We start from the raw sequence: 19,599 nt of genomic DNA on the forward strand, positions 1-19,599 counted from the left end.
GCGAAAACCAAATTTTATTTGGTCCTTGTTGTACGACAACAAGCTGCGTCGGTTTCACCGACACTTCTTGGGGTTGTATGGTTAAGTGACTAAGCGTACATGGTGGATGCCTTGGCAGTCAGAGGCGATGAAGGACGTACTAACCTGCGATAAGCCGTGAGCAGTCGGTAAGAGACATTACGACTCACGGATTTCCGAATGGGGAAACCCACTTAGCATAAGCTAGGTATCGCTACGTGAATACATAGCGTAGCGAGGCGAACCGGGAGAACTGAAACATCTAAGTACCCCGAGGAAAAGAAATCAACCGAGATTCCCTCAGTAGCGGCGAGCGAACGGGGATTAGCCCTTAAGCATCTTGGAAGTTAGTGGAACGGTCCTGGAAAGGCCGGCGATACAGGGTGATAGCCCCGTACACGAAAACAACCTTGATGTGAAATCGAGTAGGGCGGGACACGTGACATCCTGTCTGAATATGGGGGGACCATCCTCCAAGGCTAAATACTCCTGACTGACCGATAGTGAACCAGTACCGTGAGGGAAAGGCGAAAAGAACCCCTGTGAGGGGAGTGAAATAGAACCTGAAACCGTGTACGTACAAGCAGTGGGAGCCCTTCGGGGTGACTGCGTACCTTTTGTATAATGGGTCAGCGACTTACATTTTGTAGCGAGGTTAACCGTATAGGGGAGCCGTAGGGAAACCGAGTCTTAACTGGGCGTCTAGTTGCAAGGTGTAGACCCGAAACCGGGTGATCTAGCCATGGGCAGGTTGAAGGTTGAGTAACATCAACTGGAGGACCGAACCCACTAACGTTGCAAAGTTAGGGGATGACCTGTGGCTGGGGGTGAAAGGCCAATCAAACTCGGAGATAGCTGGTTCTCCCCGAAAGCTATTTAGGTAGCGCCTCGGACGAATACTACTGGGGGTAGAGCACTGTTTGGGCTAGGGGGTCATCCCGACTTACCAACCCCATGCAAACTCCGAATACCAGTAAGTAATATCCGGGAGACACACGGCGGGTGCTAACGTCCGTCGTGAAGAGGGAAACAACCCAGACCGCCGGCTAAGGTCCCAAAGTTCTGGTTAAGTGGGAAACGATGTGGGAAGGCTCAGACAGCTAGGATGTTGGCTTAGAAGCAGCCATCATTTAAAGAAAGCGTAATAGCTCACTAGTCGAGTCGGCCTGCGCGGAAGATGTAACGGGGCTCAAACCAGGCACCGAAGCCGCGGATTCACACTAAGTGTGAGTGGTAGGGGAGCGTTCTGTAAGTCTGCGAAGGTGTATCGAGAGGTATGCTGGAGATATCAGAAGTGCGAATGCTGACGTAAGTAACGATAAAGGGGGTGAAAAGCCTCCTCGCCGGAAGACCAAGGGTTCCTGTCCAACGTTAATCGGGGCAGGGTGAGTCGACCCCTAAGGCGAGGCCGAAAGGCGTAGTCGATGGGAAGCAGGTTAATATTCCTGCACGACTTGTAATTGCGATGGGGGGACGGAGAAGGCTAGGTGGGCCAGGCGACGGTTGTCCTGGTGAAAGTGCGTAGGTGGTGTTTCTAGGCAAATCCGGAGACACAACACTGAGACACGAGACGAACGCACTACGGTGCGGAAGCCATTGATGCCCTGCTTCCAGGAAAAGCCTCTAAGCTTCAGATTACAAGTCATCGTACCCCAAACCGACACAGGTGGTCGGGTAGAGAATACCAAGGCGCTTGAGAGAACTCGGGTGAAGGAACTAGGCAAAATAGAACCGTAACTTCGGGAGAAGGTTCGCTCTTGACAGTGAAGTCCCTTGCGGATGGAGCAGTTGGGAGTCGCAGTGACCAGATGGCTGGGACTGTTTATCAAAAACACAGCACTCTGCAAACACGAAAGTGGACGTATAGGGTGTGACACCTGCCCGGTGCCGGAAGGTTAATTGATGGGGTTAGCGCAAGCGAAGCTCTTGATCGAAGCCCCGGTAAACGGCGGCCGTAACTATAACGGTCCTAAGGTAGCGAAATTCCTTGTCGGGTAAGTTCCGACCTGCACGAATGGTGTAACCATGGCCATGCTGTCTCCACCCGAGACTCAGTGAAATCGAATTCGCCGTGAAGATGCGGTGTACCCGCGGCTAGACGGAAAGACCCCGTGAACCTTTACTACAGCTTGGCACTGAACATTGAACCTACATGTGTAGGATAGGTGGGAGGCTTTGAAGGCGTGACGCCAGTTGCGCTGGAGCCGTCCTTGAAATACCACCCTTGTATGTTTGATGTTCTAACGCAGGCCCCTGAATCGGGGTCGCGGACAGTGCCTGGTGGGTAGTTTGACTGGGGCGGTCTCCTCCCAAAGAGTAACGGAGGAGCACGAAGGTTGGCTAATCCTGGTCGGACATCAGGAGGTTAGTGCAATGGCATAAGCCAGCTTAACTGCGAGACGGACAGGTCGAGCAGGTACGAAAGTAGGTCATAGTGATCCGGTGGTTCTGAATGGAAGGGCCATCGCTCAACGGATAAAAGGTACTCCGGGGATAACAGGCTGATACCGCCCAAGAGTTCATATCGACGGCGGTGTTTGGCACCTCGATGTCGGCTCATCACATCCTGGGGCTGAAGTCGGTCCCAAGGGTATGGCTGTTCGCCATTTAAAGTGGTACGCGAGCTGGGTTCAGAACGTCGTGAGACAGTTCGGTCCCTATCTGCCGTGGGCGTTGGATGATTGAAGGGAGTTGCTCCTAGTACGAGAGGACCGGAGTGAACGAACCTCTGGTGTTCGGGTTGTCACGCCAGTGGCACTGCCCGGTAGCTAAGTTCGGAATCGATAACCGCTGAAAGCATCTAAGCGGGAAGCGAGCCCTGAGATGAGTCATCCCTGACCCCTTGAGGGTCCTAAAGGGCCGTTGGAGACCACAACGTTGATAGGTGGGGTGTGTAAGCGCGGCGACGTGTTGAGCTAACCCATACTAATTACCCGTGAGGCTTAACCATACAACACCCAAGAAGTGTTCTGGGCCTTGTAGCGAATGAACGAACTACTAATTCAGTGATAGCGACGCCAACAGGCAGTTCGTTATTCACGTCAGCTTTCTAAGATTGAAGAATTTGCCTGGCGGCCATAGCGCCGTGGAACCACCTGATCCCTTGCCGAACTCAGAAGTGAAACGCGGTAGCGCCGATGGTAGTGTGGCATTCGCCATGCGAGAGTAGGACACTGCCAGGCACCCAATACAAGAAACCCCGCTCAGATGAGCGGGGTTTTTTATTGCCTGAAATTCAGTCTTTTCCTCTCTGAACCCCGTTTATTTGATAGCCCAAGATCATCTTCCCTGACCTCGCTCCTTATATGGTCCACCTTTTGTCTGGCTGATATTTGTCCATCAATTCAATTGCTGAACAGAAAAAGCACAGAATGTGATGTCTCTACCTTTCTTGTGATGCCCGCTCTGCTTTAATTCGTCTGCCCACGTTTGATGGGCCAAGGAATCACAATAATTTGAGGAATGGACACATGTTCAAAAGAACAGTAACGATGATGCTGGCGGCGGGAACCCTGGTATTAGGCGGTTGCGCATCTCACGGTGGCGCTGAGCAAGCGGCTGCGGACAACAGCGATTTCGGTGGCAAGTCCATCTACCTGCGTGGGGAGATGAACGACTGGATGGCAACCGACGCGAGCAAGGTGGTCAAGGTGGCCGACAAGCTCTACATGGCCAAGGGAACGCTCAAGAAAGAGTGGGCGCCCTACAAGTTCAAGTTCGCCGATTCTGGCTGGAGCTGTGGCACCAACTTCGGCTACAAGAGCCCGAGTGACGGTGTTGCCGTGCTGGGTGGTGAAGCCGTGCCGGTCAACCCCTGCTCCAAGTATGAAGACATGAAGTTCTCTCCGGATGCGGATGGCGTCTATGAGTTCTATCTGAACATGGCGGGCGATACCCCTACCGTGTACGTCAAGAAACCCTGATCTGGACCGGGAAGCACGTTTCCCGGGCGATGAATCGGTCAATGCCCCGGCTCAGCACACTGCTGGCCGGGGCGTTTTTTTAGGATGAGGCAGGCTCTCTTGTTATTAAAAATACTACATATAGTGTTTTTATTTTGTTTGTTCGCTATTGGTTGTGTTTGTTGCTACTGTCGTGACGTTGTTCCATTCACATGAGGTTGATTGAATATGGCTAAATCCAACCCGGTGCAGAAGAGTGAGAGCGCCTCTCGCCTGATCCCGCTGCAGGACACTTCCTTCGAGATCTGGGACAGCAAGTATCGTCTCAAGAGCAAGGATGGCGTCCCCATTGATGGCACGATCGATGAAACCTGCCAGCGGGTCGCCCTTGCCCTGGCTGGCCAGGAGTCGCAGCCAGACGTCTGGTATGAGCCCTTCCTGTGGGCGCTGCGCAACGGCGCCATCCCGGCGGGGCGCATCACGTCCAATGCGGGAGCCTTCGAGCACAAGCCGGCGACCTCGACCATCAACTGCACCGTCTCCGGTACCATCGAGGATTCGATGGACGATATCCTCGGCAAGGTGCACGAAGCGGGACTGACCCTGAAAGCCGGTTGTGGCATCGGCTATGATTTTTCAACCCTGCGCCCGCGCGGGGCTTTTGTCTCCGGTGCCGGGGCCTATACCTCGGGCCCGCTCTCCTTCATGGATATCTACGACAAGATGTGTTTCACCGTCTCGTCAGCCGGTGGTCGTCGCGGCGCCCAGATGGGCACCATGGATATCCGTCACCCCGATGTTGTCGAGTTTATCCAGGCCAAGCGGGAGGATGGCCGTCTGCGTCAGTTCAACCTCTCCCTGCTCATCACCGAAGAGTTCGTCAAGGCGGTGAAAGAGGATGCCCCCTGGCAGCTTATCTTCCCCTACACCGCCAGGGAGGTGGAGCAGGACGGCATAACGCTGGACGATCCGACTCAGGTGTTTTGGGCCGATTGGCCGAACAGGGAAGGGGTGGTGTTCAACGAGCTGGGGCAAGTTGCCTGCAAGGTCTACAAGACCCTGCCTGCCCGCAAGCTGTGGAACGTCATCATGACTTCGACCTATGACTACGCGGAGCCCGGTTTCATCCTGATCGACAAGGTCAACCAGATGAACAACAACTGGTTCTGCGAGGAGATCCGCGCCACCAACCCCTGCGGTGAGCAGCCTCTGCCCCCCTATGGCGCCTGCCTGCTGGGGTCCGTCAACCTGACCCGGTTCGTGCGCGACCCTTTCGCCGAACAGGCCGCCTTCGACTGGTCCGCGTTTCGCAAGGTGGTGGCCATCTTCACCCGCATGCTGGACAACGTGGTGGAGATCAACCAGCTACCGCTTGCCAGGCAGCGTGAGGAGATCATCAGCAAACGCCGTCATGGCATGGGCTTCCTCGGCCTCGGCTCGGCCCTCACCATGTTGCGGATAAAATACGGCTCTGCCGCCGCCGTCGCCTTTACCGAGCAGGTATCTCAGGAGCTGGCCATGACCGGCTGGCGCGAGTCCCTGGCCTTGGCGAAGGAGAAGGGCCCGGCCCCCATCATGGAGCAGGAGTTCGAGGTGACTGGCAAGCTGCTGCGGCTGCGCCCCGAGATGGCGGCAGACGGCATCAAGCTCGGTGACAAGGTGAAGGGCAAGGTGCTGCACGCCCGTTACAGCCGCTACATGCAGCAGGTGGCCGAGGTGGATCCCGCCCTGGTTGCCGAGCTGGCCGAGGTGGGGGGGCGTTTCACTCATCACAGCAGTATTGCGCCGACCGGCACCATTTCGCTGTCGTTGGCCAACAACGCCAGCAACGGCATCGAGCCGAGCTTTGCCCATCACTACAGCCGCAACGTCATCAAGCCGGGCAAGAAGAGCAAGGAGAGTGTGGACGTCTACTCCTATGAGCTGCTGGCCTACCGCGAGTTGGTCAATCCGGCTGCCATGCCTTATGCCGAGGATGAGGCGACCCGGTTGCCGGATTACTTCATCACCGCCGACGACATCAGCCCGGCCCAGCACGTAGACATTCAGGCGGCGGCCCAGCGCTGGATCGACTCCTCCATCTCCAAGACGGCCAACGTGCCGACCGATTTTCCGTTCGAGCAGTTCAAGGACATCTACCTCTATGCGTCGGATTCGGGGCTCAAGGGTTGCACTACCTTCCGGTTCAACCCGGCAGCCTTCCAGGGGGTGCTGGTGAAGGAGCAGGATCTGGAGAACACCCTGTACGAGTTCACCCTGGAGGATGGCTCGGTCGTCACGGCGAAAGGGAACGAAGAGATCGAATACGATGGCGAGCTGCATACCGCTGCCAACCTCTACGATGCCTTGAAAGAAGGCTATTACGGTAAATTCTGAGGACGCGCGCATGGTCAAGAAAATCGACAGAAAAATCGTCGCCTACCAGGTGAAAACCCGGGATGAACCGCAGCAACCCCCTGTGCAAGATGACGTGGTTCACATGCACGAGACGGTGTTGCGGCCGGAGCGGTTGATGGGCACTACCTACAAGCTGAAGACGCCGGAGCATGTCTCCGAGCACTCGCTGTTCATCACCATCAATGACATCATTCTCAACGAGGGCACGGTGCACGAGACGCGCCGTCCGTTCGAGATCTTCATCAACTCCAAGAGCCTGGAACACTACCAGTGGATCGTGGCGCTGACCCGCATCATCTCGGCGGTATTTCGCAAGGGGGGGGATGTCACCTTCCTGGTGGAGGAGCTGCGCTCGGTGTTCGATCCCAAGGGGGGCTACTGGAACAAGGGCAAGTACGTACCCTCGCTTATCGCCGAAATTGGCAACGTGATCGAAACCCATCTCACCGAGATCGGCATGCTCAAGGTGGCCGGGCTGGATGAACACCAGCAGGCGTTCCTGGCCGACAAGCAGGCCGAGCTGCAAGCCCGGCAACATGCCGACGAGCAGCAGGCCGGGAGCGGTTTCCCGCCCGGTGCGGCGCTTTGCTACAAGTGCCACAGCAAGGCACTGGTGCAGAAGGATGGCTGCATGACCTGCCTCAACTGCGGCGATTCCAAGTGCGGTTGAGTGATTGAGCGCAGGCAAAAGGCCGGCCTTGGTGCCGGCCTTTTGCATTGCTGCTTTTCTGTTCGAACGCACCGGCGGCACACGCGATTTGTTGCGCGATAGTAAAATCGGGCGTAGCGTTGGGGGTAATAAAACTGTCACGGCCGTGTGGTTTCAATGACATCTGAGATTCACACACGTGGCACCTTCAGTGCCAAGGAGGATGCTTATGGACAACACGGACCGAAAGCTGTTTATCCTGGATACCAACGTTCTGCTTCACGAACCCCTCGCCATCTACTCCTTCAAAGAGCACGACGTGCTCATCCCCATGACGGTGCTGGAAGAGCTCGACAACATCAAGGATCGCCACAAGGACGTCAGCCGTGATGCGCGGGTGGCCATCCGGGCGCTGGAGGATGTATTTCGCGATGCAACGCCGGAACAGATTGCGCAAGGGGTAGCGCTGGCCGGCGAGGCGAGCGGTCACATCTCCATCTTCAGTGACCACCATCTGCCGCAGGATGCTGAGGTGTTCACCGACAAGGAGGCAGACAACCGCATCATCAACGCGGCCCTCTACCTGCAAAAGCATGAGTTGAAACGTCAGGTGGTGCTGGTCACCAAAGACATCAACATGCGGCTCAAGGCCAAGGGCGCCGGGCTTGCCCACGTCGAGGATTACCGCAGCGACCAGCTGATCGACGACATCCGCCTGCTGGCCAAGGGCTTCCAGGTGGTGCCCGGCAGCTTCTGGGAGCGGGTCGGCGAGTGCGATAGTGAGACCCATGGCCGCGATACCGTTCACGTCATCGATGCCAACCTGCTGGAGGGCATTCACGTCAACCAGTACCTGATCGATGAAGAGAACTTCTTCGCCGCCCGGGTGCTCAGCCACGACAGCCAGAAGATCCGCATCAAGGATCTGGGCCGCGAACGGCTGATGTCCCGCAAGGCGTGGGGGGTACATCCCAAGAACGTCTATCAGGGGATGGCGCTCGATGCGCTGCTCGATCCGCACATCGATCTGGTGATCCTGACCGGCCCGGCGGGCTGCGGCAAGACCCTGCTGGCCATGGCCGCCGCGCTGGAGCTGGTGATCGAGAAGGGGATCTACGAAAAGGTGATCGTCACCCGAAATACCCCGGAAATCGCCGAGAGCATCGGCTTCCTGCCTGGTACCGAAGAAGAGAAAATGATGCCCTGGCTGGCGGCGGTGACCGACACCCTGGAGGTGCTGCACAAGCAGGACGAGAACATGAGCGGGTCCCTCAGCTACATCATGGAGAAGGCCAACATCCAGTTCAAATCGGTCAACTTCATGCGTGGGCGCAGCATCCAGAACACCTTTGTGTTGCTGGACGAGTGCCAGAACCTGACCGCGTCCCAGATCAAGACCATCATCACCCGCTGCGGCGAGGGCACCAAGATCGTCTGCTCCGGCAACTTGGCCCAGATCGACTCCAACTACCTGAGCCCGGTGACCTCGGGTCTGACCTACATCGTCGAGCGTTTCAAAGACTTCGACGGCAGTGCCAACATTTTCCTGAACGGGGTGGTGCGCAGCAAGCTCGCCTCCTTCGCCGAGGAAAATCTCTGATTTGACTGACTATCTTCGTATGAAAAAGGGAAGCCAAGCGGCTTCCCTTTTTTGATCCCGTCATCGGTTATTGCTCCTGCGTGCGGCCAAGGTAGCACAGCAGACCGGGGTGGTCGCTGTTGTGCAGGATATCCGGCGTACCCTGCAGGGCGATGCGCCCCTCATCCACGAGCAGCACTTGATCGGCGCAATCAGCTGGGCATCCTCCGGCATGTTAGGGGGATACCATCCCATTCACTATGGTGCTAGCGCGCGGCCAAGATAGCGCAGCAGTCCGGGGTGAACGCTGTTGTGCAGGATATCCGGCGTGCCCTGCAGGGCGATGCGCCCCTCGTCCACGAACAACACTTGATCAGCGATGAGCTGGGCATCTTCCGGGTTGTGAGAGACCATCAGGACGGTAATGCCCTGCTCGCAGGCGAGCCTCGCCACCTCCGCCAGCATCTCCCGGCGCAGGGCCGGATCGAGCGCCGAGAAGGGTTCATCCAGCAGCAGCAGCGGCTTGCCCCGCACCAGGGCACGGGCCAGCCCGACCCGCTGTTGCTGGCCGCCGGAGAGCTGTTCCGGGAGTCGGGTGAGCATCTCGCCGAGGCCAACCCGGCTCGCGGCATTCTTCACTTGGGCCCGCTGGGCTGCGTTCAGGCGCAGACCGGGGTGCAGGCCGATGGCGATGTTGTCGAACACCGACAGATGCAGGAACAGATTGTGATCCTGAAACAGGGTGGTGACCGGTCGCGCGGCCGGGCCCAGCGGCAACAGATCCTCGCCATCGAAGTCGAGGGTGCCGGACTCTACCGGTACGAAACCGGCAATCATGCCGAGCAGGGTCGACTTGCCAGCACCGCTCGGGCCAATCAGCGCGGTGATCTCCCCCTTGGGCAGGGTGGCGCTGAAGCTGACGCGCCAGTCCGGGTAGCTGGTGACCAGTTGATCAATATTCAGCATGTTCTCTTCTCCAAGGGGCTGCTCGACCGGCCGGAGCGGCCGAATAAACGGTTGGGGCGTGCGCTTCAGTGATCGGCATGCTTGCCTCCCAGGCCACGTTCAATCAGCCAGAACAGGGAGAAACAGAGGATCAGCAACAGCAGGGCGGTGGCGGCCGCCTCGGTCAATCGGTAGCTGCCGAGTTGCTGATAGAGCAGCCAGGGCAGAGTGGTGAGCTCCTGACTGCCGAACATGGCGATGGCGCCGAGATCCCCCAGCGACAGGATCATCGAGAGTGCAGCCGCCTGGGCCAGTGGGCGGCGCAGCAGGGGCCACTCTACCAGCCGCAGGCGATGCAGTCCGCGCACCCCCAGGCTGTCGGCCAGCCGGTCGTACTGGCGCACCACCAGCTGCATGGGGGCGGAGAGGGTACGCAGCACATAGGGCAGCGCCATCAGGGCATTGACCAGCACCACCAGCCAGGGACCGAGGGCGAACACGTCAGCGAACGGCATGAACAGGATGAACAGGCCGGTGGAGAGCACTACCGCCGGGATCATCAGGATCACCGAGCCGCTGGCCTCCCACAGGGCGGCGGCCCGCCGCTTGCGATCCCGCACGCGCAGGTGACGGCTGGTGAGCAGCAGCGCACTGCCGAGCAGGGTGGCCAGGGTGCCTGCCGCCAGCGCGATCAGCAGCGACTGGCCGCTGGCCAGCCACAACTTGCTTGAGGTCAGCGCACCCAGCAGGCCGGGGTTAAGGCCTGCTACCACGATGGCCAGCAAGGGGGGCAGGAACACGGCCAGCCCGATCCCGAGGGCGAGGGTGTCCACCAGACCGGTTCCCGGCTGATGACGGTCTGGGCGCAGACAGGGACGGCGAGCGCTGATCCGGCTGGCCGGGCTGCTCTGCAGCTTGTGTTGCAGCATCAGCAGACCCGCGGTCAGGATCAACTGCACCAGCGCCAGCCCGCCGGCGGTGGCGAGATCGAAGTCAAAGCGCAGCGCCTGATAGACGGCCACCTCCAGGGTGGTGGATTTGGGGCCGCCCCCGAGCGCCAGCACAGTGGTGAAGCTGGTGAAGCAGAGCATGAAGATGAGGCTGGCCAGGCCTGGCAGCTGGGCCCGGATCAGCGGCCACTCCAGCAGCCGGAAAATATGGGAAGAGCGCATGCCGAGCTGGCTGGCGAGGCGCCAGGAGGACTCGGGAATGCTCTCTATGCTCTGCAGCAACAGGCGCGCCGCCAGCGGCATGTTGAAGAAGACGTGGGCCAGCAAGATGCCGAGCAGGCCATAAAGGTAATTGCCGGGGGCGAGCCCCAGCCCGTGCAGCAGCTGTGGCAACCAGCCCTGCTTGCCGTGTACCGCGACGATGCCGAAGATGGCGATGATGACCGGCAATACCAGCGAGAGGCCGAACAGTTTGAGCAGCAGACGGCGGCCGATGAAACGGCGCCGCGCCAGGGCGCGGGCCACCGGAATGGCCAGCCCCAGGCTCAGCAGGGTGGAGAGCAGTGCCTGCCAGAGGCTGAAGCCCAGCACGTGGCGCAGGTAGGGATCGGCCAGCAGGGTACGTGGCGCCAGCGACCCGGCCTGCCACAACAGGGCCGCCAGCGGCCCCAGGGAGAGCAGCAGGATGATCAGGGTGGCGGCACTGCCCGGCAGCCACCAGAGGGGACGAGCCTGCGCTCTGGCGAAGATACGGCTCACTGGGTGACGGCTTGCAGCCACTCGCGGATCCAGTTCTTGCGGTTGGCGGCCACCTCATCGCTGCTGAAGGCGAGCGGCTTAGCTACGGTGATCATCTGCTCGAAGCCCTTGGGCAGCGGCGTGTCGATCACCGGATACATCCAGTTGCCGGTGGCCATCTCGTTCTGGAATGCGGGGCTTGTCATGAACTGCAGGAACTTATCCGCCAGCTTGCCCTGGGTGGCGCTGTTGAGCTTGGCGGCCACTTCCACCTGGCGGTAGTGGCCCTCCTCAAACGCCGCGGCCTGATACTGCGGTTTGTTCTCGGCAATCAGGTGGTAAGCGGGGGAGCTGGTGTAGGAGAGCACCATGTCCGCCTCGCCGTCGAGGAACATGCCGTAGGCCTCGGACCAGCCCTTGGTGACGGTGACCGTCTTCTTGGCCAGTTGCGCCCAGGCGGCGGGCGCTTCACCCCCGTAGACCGACTTCATCCACAGCATCAGCCCCTGACCCGGGGTGGAGGTGCGCGGATCCTGATAGATCACCTTGAGATCGGGGCGCTCTACCAGCTCTTTCAGGCTCTTGGGCGGGTTCTTCAGCTTGCTCTGGTCGTAGACGAAGGCGAAGTAGCCGTAGTCGTAGGGGACGAAAGTATCGTCCTGCCAGCCACCCGGTACCTTGACCCCGTCCAGCTTGCTGCCGTGGGGGGCAAACAGGCCGCTCTGTTTGGCTTCGCTGACGAGCGCATCGTCCAGCCCCAGCACCAGATCGGCCTTGCTGTGTTTGCCTTCCAGCCGCAGCCGGTTGAGGATGGCCACGCCATCTTCAAGCGGCACCAGTTTGAGGGTGCAGCCGCACTCTTTCTCGAAGGCCTGCTTGATCTTGGGACCGGGTCCCCACTCGGCGGTGAAGGAGTTGTAGGTGTAGACGGTGAGGGTGTCGGCCGCGAAGGCCTGGGCACTGAGCAGGCTGGTGGCGACCAGCAGCAGGGTTTTCATGAGCGGCACTCCCTTAGCAATGAGGTGCCAGCGGATGAGGGCGCAAAAAATGAGCGCCATGCCTCAAATTCCTCCGCCAGCATTATCTGGATCAGGTTCACGGGTATAATCTCAGCGGTAAACCGCACCCCGTTTGAGAAACGAACCGCATTGTATTAACGTTCTTGGGGGGAGGCCAGCACAATTGTTCCTGCGGGCCAGCGAGACGGCGTCAGACAACAGAGGATGTTCGCGTGATCACCAGCACCAAGGAAAGACGCGCCTTCCAGCGCATGATAATCAATGCCCCCGTCACCATCTTTCAGCAACAGCAGGTACTGGAAGGGGTCTGCCGGGATCTCAGCGCCAACGGCATGGGGATCGCCGTCGCCGAGCATCAGCTCGATGTGAGCCAACCCATCCGGGTTAGCCTGGCCACCAACAACAACCTGCTGCCCCCCTTCGAGGCGCAGGCCCGCATCATCCGGGTGCTGGAAGAAGAGGATGGACTGTTGCTGGCCATCGAGTTCCAGGCCCTCGCCTGACCGACCGTCACACCCTTCGTCATGCATCGACCAGCCCCGCGCTGGTCGATTTCCTTCTGGCGTATTTCCCCTTGTTTTCACGACGGCCCCGACGCGGCGTTATTAATCCGCGCGAACCGGCTGCACGCTTAGCTGCTTGCTGTCGATGAGGGTCTTGCTGGTCGGTGCCAGCTGGCCCATTGCCAACTGGGCCGGGCCGGTGGGCTCCATCAGCAGATAGGTTTCCCCTTCCCGGTTCAGGGTGGCCTCACCCGGCTTGGCTGGCAGCGCCACTCCCAACAGGGCATGACCGGGCACGAACACCATGGCCTGTTTCAATTCGGGGAAGAGCTGGGCCAGCATGGCGGCCATCAGGGTCACCTTGCTGTCGCAGTCACCCTGGTTCTGCTCCAGCACCTGGCGCGGGCTTAAAAAGCCCTTCCCCTGGCGTCCCGACTGGCTGTCGAGCAGCTGATAGGGGATGGCCTGCACGAAGTCGAGCATATGGGCCACCGTCTTCTGGCGGGCTTCGGTCTCGGTGCTGCCCTGCTGTTTGAGCTGCTCGGCCAGTGGCGCCAGCTCGCTGCGGCTCTCCAGCGCGATGCGCACATGGTCCTGCTTGATGGCGGCGGCGCCGTCGGGGGCGGTGAAGGGCTGGAAATAGTGCTGCTTGAGCCACTCGGCTTCCAGCTTGTCCCGTTGCTGGGTGAGCCAGCCCATGGCCTTGTTGACCTGCTCGGGCTGGCGTCCCTTGATCTTGAGCTCCATCTGGGGGCGAGAGAGGGAGAACTGCACGGTGGGGAACTCGGTCATCCCCTGTTGCAGCAGGCTCTGCAGCACGTCCTCCTGCATGCGGGCCGGCCGATAGGCGATGAGTGGCGGCAACTTGCCCGCCTCCAGCCGATAGGTGAGCTGCTGCGCCTTGCCGTCCTTGTCCTGCCAGCCGACGTTGAGCTGCCCGCCGCTGCTGTTGAAATAGGTCTGCCCAGCGCAGACCGGCAGCGCCAGCCAGAGGCCGCAGAGCAGGGGGAGGGCGATCGTCATCTTCATTCGAGTGTCCCGTCGGGCATGCAGAAGTGGCCAGCCATGCGTGTAGCCTGGCCTGACAACAAAACAGGGAGCCGCGGCTCCCTGTTGATTCTACTCGTTTTATGGCACCTGATGGGTCAAATCCAGCTCGGCTGCTTCGCCTCGAAGGCGCTGATGGCGGCCTCGTGTTGCAGGGTCAGGCCGATGGCATCCAGCCCGTTGAGCAGGCAGTAGCGGCGGAACTCGTCGATCTCGAAGCCGAAGCACAGGCTATCTGCGCGCACCTGATTGGCCTCCAGATCCACTTCGATCTCGATGCCCGGCTGGGCGGCAACCAGCTGGAACAGGGCGTCGACCTCCTCCTCCTTCAGCCGCACCGGCACCATGCCGTTGTTGATGGCGTTGCCATAGAAGATGTCGGCGAAGCTCGGGGCAATGATGGTCTTGAAGCCGTAGTCCGCCAGCGCCCAGGGGGCGTGCTCGCGGCTCGAGCCACAACCGAAGTTCTCGCGGGCCAGCAGGATGCTGGCACCGGCGAACTGCGGCTGGTTGAGCACGAACTCGGGGTTGGGCTGTTGACCTGCATCGTCCAGGAAGCGCCAGTCGTGGAACAGGTGCTTGCCAAAACCGATGCGGTTGACCTTCTGCAGAAACTGCTTGGGAATGATGGCGTCGGTGTCGACGTTGGCGCTGTCGAGGGGGACGACGATCCCTTTATGCTGTTTGAATCCTGTCATCGCTGTTTCCTCTTACAGTGCGCGAATGTCGGCGAAGCGGCCGGTGACGGCGGCGGCGGCAGCCATGGCCGGGCTCACCAGATGGGTGCGGCCGGCGCGGCCCTGACGCCCTTCGAAGTTGCGGTTGCTGGTGGAGGCGCAGCGCTCCCCCGGTTGCAGCCGGTCGTTGTTCATGGCGAGACACATGGAGCAGCCGGGCAGGCGCCACTCAAAGCCAGCCTCGATGAAGATCTTGTCCAGACCCTCGGCTTCGGCCTGCGCCTTCACCTGCTCGGAGCCCGGCACCACCAGGGCCTGCACGCCTGCGGCCACCTTGCGACCGCGGGCGATGGCGGCGGCGGCGCGCAGATCCTCGATGCGGCTGTTGGTGCACGAACCGATGAACACCTTGTCGATGGCGACGTCGGAGAGCTTCTGGCCCGGCTGCAGGTCCATGTAGGCGAGCGCCTTGCGGGCGGACTGCTGCTCCATCAGGTCGCTGAAGGATTCCGGCGCCGGAATGGGTTCATTGACGGCGATCACCTGACCCGGGTTGGTGCCCCAGGTGACCTGCGGCGCGATGTCGGCGGCGTCCAACACTACCTCGGCATCGAAACGGGCACCTTCGTCGCTCTTGAGGCTCTGCCAGTAGGCGATGGCCTGTTCCAACGTCTCGCCCTTGGGAGCGAACTCCTTGCCACGGATGTAGTCGATGGTGGTCTGGTCGGGGGCGATCATGCCAGCCTTGGCGCCGAGCTCGATGGCCATGTTGCACACCGTCATGCGTCCTTCCATGGTGAGCCCTTCGATGGCTTCGCCAGCGAACTCCACCACATAGCCGGTACCGCCGGCATGGCCGACCCGGCCTATGATGGCCAGCACCACGTCTTTGGCGCTGATGCCTGCGGCCAGTTTGCCGTTGACCGAAATGCGCATGGTCTTGGCGCGGCCCTGTTTCAGGGTCTGGGTTGCCATCACGTGTTCCACTTCGGAGGTGCCGATGCCAAACGCCAGCGACCCGAAGGCGCCGTGGGTGGCGGTGTGGGAATCGCCGCAGACGATGGTGGTGCCGGGCAATGTGATGCCAAGCTCTGGGCCCATCACATGGACGATCCCCTGATATTTGTGGTTGAGATCGTAGAGGCGAACCCCGAACTCCTTGCAGTTGGCTGCCAGCGTCTCCATCTGGATGCGGGCCATCTCGCCGGAGGCGGCGATGTCCTTGGTGGTGGTGGAGACGTTGTGATCCATGGTGGCCCAGGTCAGATCCGGGCGGCGCAGCTGGCGGTTCATGGCGCGCAGGCCGTCGAATGCCTGCGGGCTGGTTACTTCATGCACCAGATGGCGGTCGATGTAGATGAGGGGCGTTTCCCCTTCTACTTCCCGGACCACGTGGGCGTCGAATACTTTCTGATAGAGGGTCTTGGCCATTGCTCGGTTTCCTTGTTATCGATGCCGTGGGGTCAGATGCGCGCGGCGATCTGGCTGCCCATCTCGGCCGTGCTCTGCACCGGGTGACGGGCGCTGGCCTGATGCAGGTCGGCGGTGAAGTAACCCTCGGCCAGGGTCTGGGCCACGGCCTGCTCGATGGCCTGGGCGGCGGCTTCCTGGCCCAGGCTGTAGCGCAGCATCAGGGCGGCGGAGAGGATCTGGGCGATGGGGTTCGCAATACCCTTGCCGGCGATATCCGGCGCCGAGCCACCGGCCGGCTCGAACAGACCGAAGCCCGATTCGTTGAGGCTGGCGGAGGGGAGCAGCCCCATGGAGCCGGTGATCATGGCGCACTCGTCAGAGAGGATGTCACCGAACAAATTGGAGCAGAGCAGCACGTCGAACTGGGACGGATCCTTGATGAGCTGCATGGTGGCGTTGTCGATGTACATGTGATTCAGCGCGACGTCCGGATAGGACTTGGCGACTTGCGTCACCACCTCGCGCCACAGAATGGAGGAGGCGAGCACGTTGGCCTTGTCGATGGAGGTGACTTTGCCACGGCGAACACGAGCCGACTCGAACGCTATCTTGGCGATGCGCTCGATCTCGAAGCGATGGTACACCTCGGTGTCGAATGCCTTCTCGGTGGGGCCTTCTCCTTCACGCCCCTTGGGCTGGCCGAAGTAGATGCCGCCGGTCAGCTCCCGCACGCAGGCGATGTCGAAGCCGCGATCCGAGATGTCGGCCCGCAGCGGCGAGAACTGCTCCAGGCCGGTGTAGATGCGGGCCGGACGCAGGTTGCAGAACAGCTTGAAGTGGGCGCGCAGAGGCAGCAGGGCGCCGCGTTCCGGCTGATCGTTGGGGGGCAGGTGCTCCCACTTGGGGCCACCCACAGAGCCAAACAGCACGGCATCGGCCGCCTCGCAGCCTGCAATGGTGCTCTGGGGCAGCGGGGTGCCGTGGTTGTCGATGGCGATACCGCCCACGTCATGGCGCTCGTAGTCGAGGGTGAAGCCGAATTTGGCCTGCACCTTTTCCAGCACCTTGACGGCCTCGGCCATCACTTCCGGGCCAATGCCGTCACCCGGCAATACTGCGATCCGATAACTGCTCATACTCACACGCTCTCCGTATTGATCTTGTCTGTTTTTGCAACGTTGCGTTCCATCTGTTCGGCCACCTGATCGGCGCGCCAGATGCTGTTGATCACGTGGATCAACGCCTGGGCGGAAGACTCTATGATATCGGTGGCCAGGCCCATGCCATGGAATTTGCGGCCCTTGTACTGTGCGACTATGTCGACCTGGCCGAGGGCGTTCTTGCCTTCCCCCTTGCCCTTGAGTTCGTACTTGTCGATGCTGATTTCGTAGCCGGTGATGCGGTTGATGCACTGGTAGACCGCATCCACCGGGCCGTTGCCGGTGGCGGCTTCGCTGACGATCTCCTGGCCCACCTTCAATTTCACCGAGGCGGTGGCCATCACCGAGCTGCCGCTCTGCACGCCGAGGTACTCCAGCTTGAAGTGCTCCGGCTCTTCGTGGATCTGGCTGAAGAAGGCGAGTGCCTCCAGATCGTAATCGAACACTTGCCCCTTCTTGTCGGCCAGGGTGAGGAACTTGCCGTAGAGATCGTCGAGGTCGTAGCTGCTCTCGGCGTAGCCCATGGACTCCATCCGGTGCTTGATGACGTGGCGGCCGGAGCGGGAGGTCATGTTGAGGTTGTTCTGAGTGAGGCCGATGCTCTCCGGGGTGATGATTTCGTAGGTGTTTTTCGCCTTGAGCACGCCGTCCTGATGGATGCCGGAGCTGTGGGAGAAGGCGTTGGCCCCGACGATGGCCTTGTTGGGCTGCACCGGCATGTTGCAGAGCTGGCTGACCAGGGCGCTGGTGCGATGAATTTCGCTGTGGCGGATGTTGGTGTGCACCCCGAGCAGGTCGGCGCGGGTTTTCAGGATCATCGCCACCTCTTCCAGCGAGCAGTTGCCGGCCCGCTCGCCGATGCCGTTGATGGTGCACTCGATCTGGCGGGCCCCCATCTGCACGGCGCCGATGGAGTTGGCCACCGAGAGGCCCAGATCGTCGTGGCAGTGCACCGAGATGATGGCCTGATCGATGTTGGGTACCCGGTTGAACAGGGTCTGGATGATGCCGGAAAACTCGGTCGGTACCGTGTAGCCGACGGTATCCGGAATATTGATGGTGCGGGCGCCGGCCTTGATGGCGGCCTCCACCATGCGGCACAGGTTGTCTATCGGGGTGCGGCCCGCATCCTCGCAGGAGAACTCCACGTCGTCGGTGTAGCGGCGGGCATGCTTGATGGCGCTGACCCCCATCTCCAGCACGTCTTCGAAGCTCTTCTTCAGCTTGCTCTCGACGTGAATGGAGGAGGTGGAGATGAAGGTGTGGATGCGAAAGGCTTCGGCGACCCGCAGGGCTTCGCCGGCGGCGTCAATGTCTTTGGGCAGGGCGCGGGCGAGGGCACAGACCCGGCTCTGCTTGATGTGGCGGGCGATGGTCTGCACCGATTGAAAGTCGCCGGGGGAGGAGACCGGGAACCCTACCTCCATGACGTCGACACCGAGCCGCTCCAGTGCCTGGGCGATCTGCAGCTTCTCCTTGACCGTCAAGCTGGCCGCCAGAGCCTGCTCACCATCGCGCAGGGTGGTGTCGAATATGATGACCCGATCTGACATGTGACTTCCCTCTTCCTAAGTTCGGTGACGTGCATCCTGCGTTGGCATAAAAAAACCCGTGCAGGGTGCACGGGTTTTTGTAAATTCCGGCTATGCCTGAGCCCGGCTACAAGGATCCCGCGCGACTGGTCGCGATTAGGGAGATTAGTAGTAGCGGAGCGGCAATACGCATGATGAATCAATCCTTCCAGTCGATAACGCTTTTACCAATATCGAGATTTTTATGCTGTGTCAACCGCGCAGACCCGGTTCATTTCGCTGGTTTATTTAATCGGATTGTAAAGGAGTGCAAATTTACTTGTCCCATATTCGGCCCTTGCACGATTATCTGGTCATTCCTGCTGTACTCGATCATCTGTGCAATCAGATCGACTTGTCAGTTTTTGCTGAATTATCCGAGGTATTAAATGGAAAAACGTAGACCTGGTCGTCCGGTCGGACGTTCTGACATTCGTGACAAGTTGCTCTCTGCCGCCCGTGAGCGTTTTCTCAACACCCCCTACAGCAAGGTGACGACTCGTGAGATCGCCGAGCTGGCTGGCTCCAATCTGGCGATGATCCACTACTACTTCGGCAGCAAAGAGGGTCTCTACAAGGCGGTGCTGGGCGATGTGGCCGAGCCGCTGGACCAGGCCTGGCACGATGAGGCCGGCAACCGCAGCCTCAACGACCTGCTCAACACCTACTATCAGGTGATGGCGCCCAACAGCGAGCTGACCTCCGCCATCTCCAGCGCATTATCGACCGAGAAGAGCCCAGGTCGGGATTTTGTGCTGAACCGCCTGCTGGAACGCCAGCTGCCCCAGTTCGATGCCTTGTTGGAGTCCATGAAGAACAACGGCGAACTGGGTGACAACCTGGATCCCGAGATGCTGAAGATCTCCTTCCTCAGCATGATGTGGCAGCCGTTCGTGATGAAGGATCTCTACGAGCAGGTGTTCGGCCTGACCGTGGATGAACACTTCATGGCCCGCTTGGCGGATCACAACTGCCGTCTGATGGAAAACGGTCTGCGCGGCACCCTGAACTGATCATTTGCCACCTAGACA

14 protein-coding genes, 2 rRNA genes, 1 pseudogene and 1 riboswitch are annotated in these 19,599 nt (G+C 60.2%); of the genes and pseudogenes, 8 read left to right on the forward strand and 9 right to left on the reverse strand.

What is annotated here, in order from left to right:
- Positions 1-79 precede the first annotated feature (79 nt).
- The 6 genes from AHA_RS04380 to AHA_RS04405 all read left to right on the forward strand — a co-directional run bounded on the left by AHA_RS04380 (position 80) and on the right by AHA_RS04405 (position 8,566).
- Positions 80-2,968, forward strand: a 23S ribosomal RNA gene (locus tag AHA_RS04380).
- A gap of 117 nt (positions 2,969-3,085) precedes the next feature.
- A 5S ribosomal RNA gene (rrf, locus tag AHA_RS04385) occupies positions 3,086-3,200 on the forward strand.
- 288 nt (positions 3,201-3,488) lie between these two features.
- Positions 3,489-3,941, forward strand: a complete 453-nt coding sequence (locus AHA_RS04390; protein ID WP_011704809.1) for a pullulanase — start codon at positions 3,489-3,491, stop codon at positions 3,939-3,941.
- Positions 3,942-4,148: 207 nt separating this feature from the next.
- Positions 4,149-6,296: an adenosylcobalamin-dependent ribonucleoside-diphosphate reductase gene (locus AHA_RS04395; protein WP_011704810.1), complete on the forward strand. Its 2,148-nt coding sequence runs from the start codon at positions 4,149-4,151 to the stop codon at positions 6,294-6,296.
- Between the two features lie 10 nt (positions 6,297-6,306).
- On the forward strand, positions 6,307-6,987 hold the full coding sequence (locus AHA_RS04400; RefSeq protein WP_011704811.1) for a TSCPD domain-containing protein: 681 nt from the start codon (positions 6,307-6,309) through the stop codon (positions 6,985-6,987).
- A gap of 208 nt (positions 6,988-7,195) precedes the next feature.
- The gene (locus tag AHA_RS04405; protein ID WP_011704812.1) at positions 7,196-8,566 is read left to right on the forward strand and encodes a PhoH family protein; all 1,371 of its coding nucleotides are present in this window, start codon (positions 7,196-7,198) and stop codon (positions 8,564-8,566) included.
- Positions 8,567-8,633: 67 nt separating this feature from the next.
- Here the strand turns inward: AHA_RS04405 and AHA_RS21815 are convergent.
- The 4 genes and pseudogenes from AHA_RS21815 to thiB form a co-directional block, all read right to left on the reverse strand.
- Positions 8,634-8,776: pseudogene (locus tag AHA_RS21815) on the reverse strand (thiamine ABC transporter ATP-binding protein); the annotation flags it as partial.
- Positions 8,777-8,803: 27 nt separating this feature from the next.
- Positions 8,804-9,511 carry a thiamine ABC transporter ATP-binding protein gene (gene thiQ, locus AHA_RS04410; RefSeq protein ID WP_011704814.1) on the reverse strand — a complete coding sequence of 236 codons (708 nt, stop codon included), beginning with the start codon at positions 9,509-9,511 and terminating at the stop codon, positions 8,804-8,806.
- 65 nt (positions 9,512-9,576) lie between these two features.
- Positions 9,577-11,199 carry a thiamine/thiamine pyrophosphate ABC transporter permease gene (gene thiP / locus AHA_RS04415; RefSeq protein ID WP_011704815.1) on the reverse strand — a complete coding sequence of 541 codons (1,623 nt, stop codon included), beginning with the start codon at positions 11,197-11,199 and terminating at the stop codon, positions 9,577-9,579.
- Positions 11,196-12,176, reverse strand: coding sequence for a thiamine ABC transporter substrate binding subunit (gene thiB / locus AHA_RS04420; protein WP_011704816.1), 981 nt, complete (start codon positions 12,174-12,176; stop codon positions 11,196-11,198). Before thiB ends, thiP begins: the two co-directional genes overlap by 4 nt.
- A 51-nt stretch (positions 12,177-12,227) precedes the next feature.
- Positions 12,228-12,318, reverse strand: a riboswitch (TPP riboswitch).
- Between the two features lie 91 nt (positions 12,319-12,409).
- On the opposite strand from thiB, the gene AHA_RS04425 reads away from it, so the two are divergent.
- Positions 12,410-12,700, forward strand: coding sequence for a PilZ domain-containing protein (locus AHA_RS04425; RefSeq protein WP_017410271.1), 291 nt, complete (start codon positions 12,410-12,412; stop codon positions 12,698-12,700).
- A 102-nt stretch (positions 12,701-12,802) separates the two neighbouring features.
- Here the strand turns inward: AHA_RS04425 and AHA_RS04430 are convergent, their stop codons facing one another.
- The 5 genes from AHA_RS04430 to leuA all read right to left on the reverse strand — a co-directional run bounded on the left by AHA_RS04430 (position 12,803) and on the right by leuA (position 18,550).
- Complete coding sequence (locus AHA_RS04430) at positions 12,803-13,729, reverse strand: hypothetical protein (protein ID WP_011704818.1); 927 nt, start codon at positions 13,727-13,729, stop codon at positions 12,803-12,805.
- A 116-nt stretch (positions 13,730-13,845) separates the two neighbouring features.
- Positions 13,846-14,445 (reverse strand): 3-isopropylmalate dehydratase small subunit, encoded by a 600-nt coding sequence (gene leuD, locus AHA_RS04435; protein ID WP_011704819.1) that lies wholly within the window; start codon positions 14,443-14,445, stop codon positions 13,846-13,848.
- 12 nt (positions 14,446-14,457) lie between these two features.
- Entirely contained in the window at positions 14,458-15,855 is a 1,398-nt protein-coding gene (gene leuC / locus AHA_RS04440) for a 3-isopropylmalate dehydratase large subunit (RefSeq protein ID WP_011704820.1), read from the reverse strand.
- 32 nt (positions 15,856-15,887) lie between these two features.
- Positions 15,888-16,973 carry a 3-isopropylmalate dehydrogenase gene (gene leuB, locus AHA_RS04445; RefSeq protein WP_011704821.1) on the reverse strand — a complete coding sequence of 362 codons (1,086 nt, stop codon included), beginning with the start codon at positions 16,971-16,973 and terminating at the stop codon, positions 15,888-15,890.
- Between the two features lie 2 nt (positions 16,974-16,975).
- Positions 16,976-18,550, reverse strand: a complete 1,575-nt coding sequence (gene leuA / locus AHA_RS04450; RefSeq protein WP_011704822.1) for a 2-isopropylmalate synthase — start codon at positions 18,548-18,550, stop codon at positions 16,976-16,978.
- Positions 18,551-18,957: 407 nt separating this feature from the next.
- On the opposite strand from leuA, the gene AHA_RS04455 reads away from it, so the two are divergent.
- Positions 18,958-19,581, forward strand: a complete 624-nt coding sequence (locus AHA_RS04455) for a TetR/AcrR family transcriptional regulator (RefSeq protein WP_011704823.1) — start codon at positions 18,958-18,960, stop codon at positions 19,579-19,581.
- Positions 19,582-19,599 lie beyond the last annotated feature (18 nt).

The sequence above is a fragment of the Aeromonas hydrophila subsp. hydrophila ATCC 7966 genome (assembly GCF_000014805.1).
Taxonomy (GTDB): Bacteria; Pseudomonadota; Gammaproteobacteria; order Enterobacterales; family Aeromonadaceae; genus Aeromonas; species Aeromonas hydrophila.

Excerpts from the sequence above, each read along its gene's own strand:
- AHA_RS04390 (WP_011704809.1), top strand. The coding sequence starts at position 3,489 with ATGTTCAAAAGAACAGTAACGATGATGCTGGCGGCGGGAACCCTGGTA.
- AHA_RS04395 (WP_011704810.1), top strand. The coding sequence starts at position 4,149 with ATGGCTAAATCCAACCCGGTGCAGAAGAGTGAGAGCGCCTCTCGCCTG.
- AHA_RS04400 (WP_011704811.1), top strand. The coding sequence starts at position 6,307 with ATGGTCAAGAAAATCGACAGAAAAATCGTCGCCTACCAGGTGAAAACC.
- AHA_RS04405 (WP_011704812.1), top strand. The coding sequence starts at position 7,196 with ATGGACAACACGGACCGAAAGCTGTTTATCCTGGATACCAACGTTCTG.
- thiQ (WP_011704814.1), bottom strand. The coding sequence starts at position 9,511 with ATGCTGAATATTGATCAACTGGTCACCAGCTACCCGGACTGGCGCGTC.
- thiB (WP_011704816.1), bottom strand. The coding sequence starts at position 12,176 with ATGAAAACCCTGCTGCTGGTCGCCACCAGCCTGCTCAGTGCCCAGGCC.
- AHA_RS04430 (WP_011704818.1), bottom strand. The coding sequence starts at position 13,729 with ATGAAGATGACGATCGCCCTCCCCCTGCTCTGCGGCCTCTGGCTGGCG.
- leuD (WP_011704819.1), bottom strand. The coding sequence starts at position 14,445 with ATGACAGGATTCAAACAGCATAAAGGGATCGTCGTCCCCCTCGACAGC.
- leuC (WP_011704820.1), bottom strand. The coding sequence starts at position 15,855 with ATGGCCAAGACCCTCTATCAGAAAGTATTCGACGCCCACGTGGTCCGG.
- leuB (WP_011704821.1), bottom strand. The coding sequence starts at position 16,973 with ATGAGCAGTTATCGGATCGCAGTATTGCCGGGTGACGGCATTGGCCCG.
- leuA (WP_011704822.1), bottom strand. The coding sequence starts at position 18,550 with ATGTCAGATCGGGTCATCATATTCGACACCACCCTGCGCGATGGTGAG.
- AHA_RS04455 (WP_011704823.1), top strand. The coding sequence starts at position 18,958 with ATGGAAAAACGTAGACCTGGTCGTCCGGTCGGACGTTCTGACATTCGT.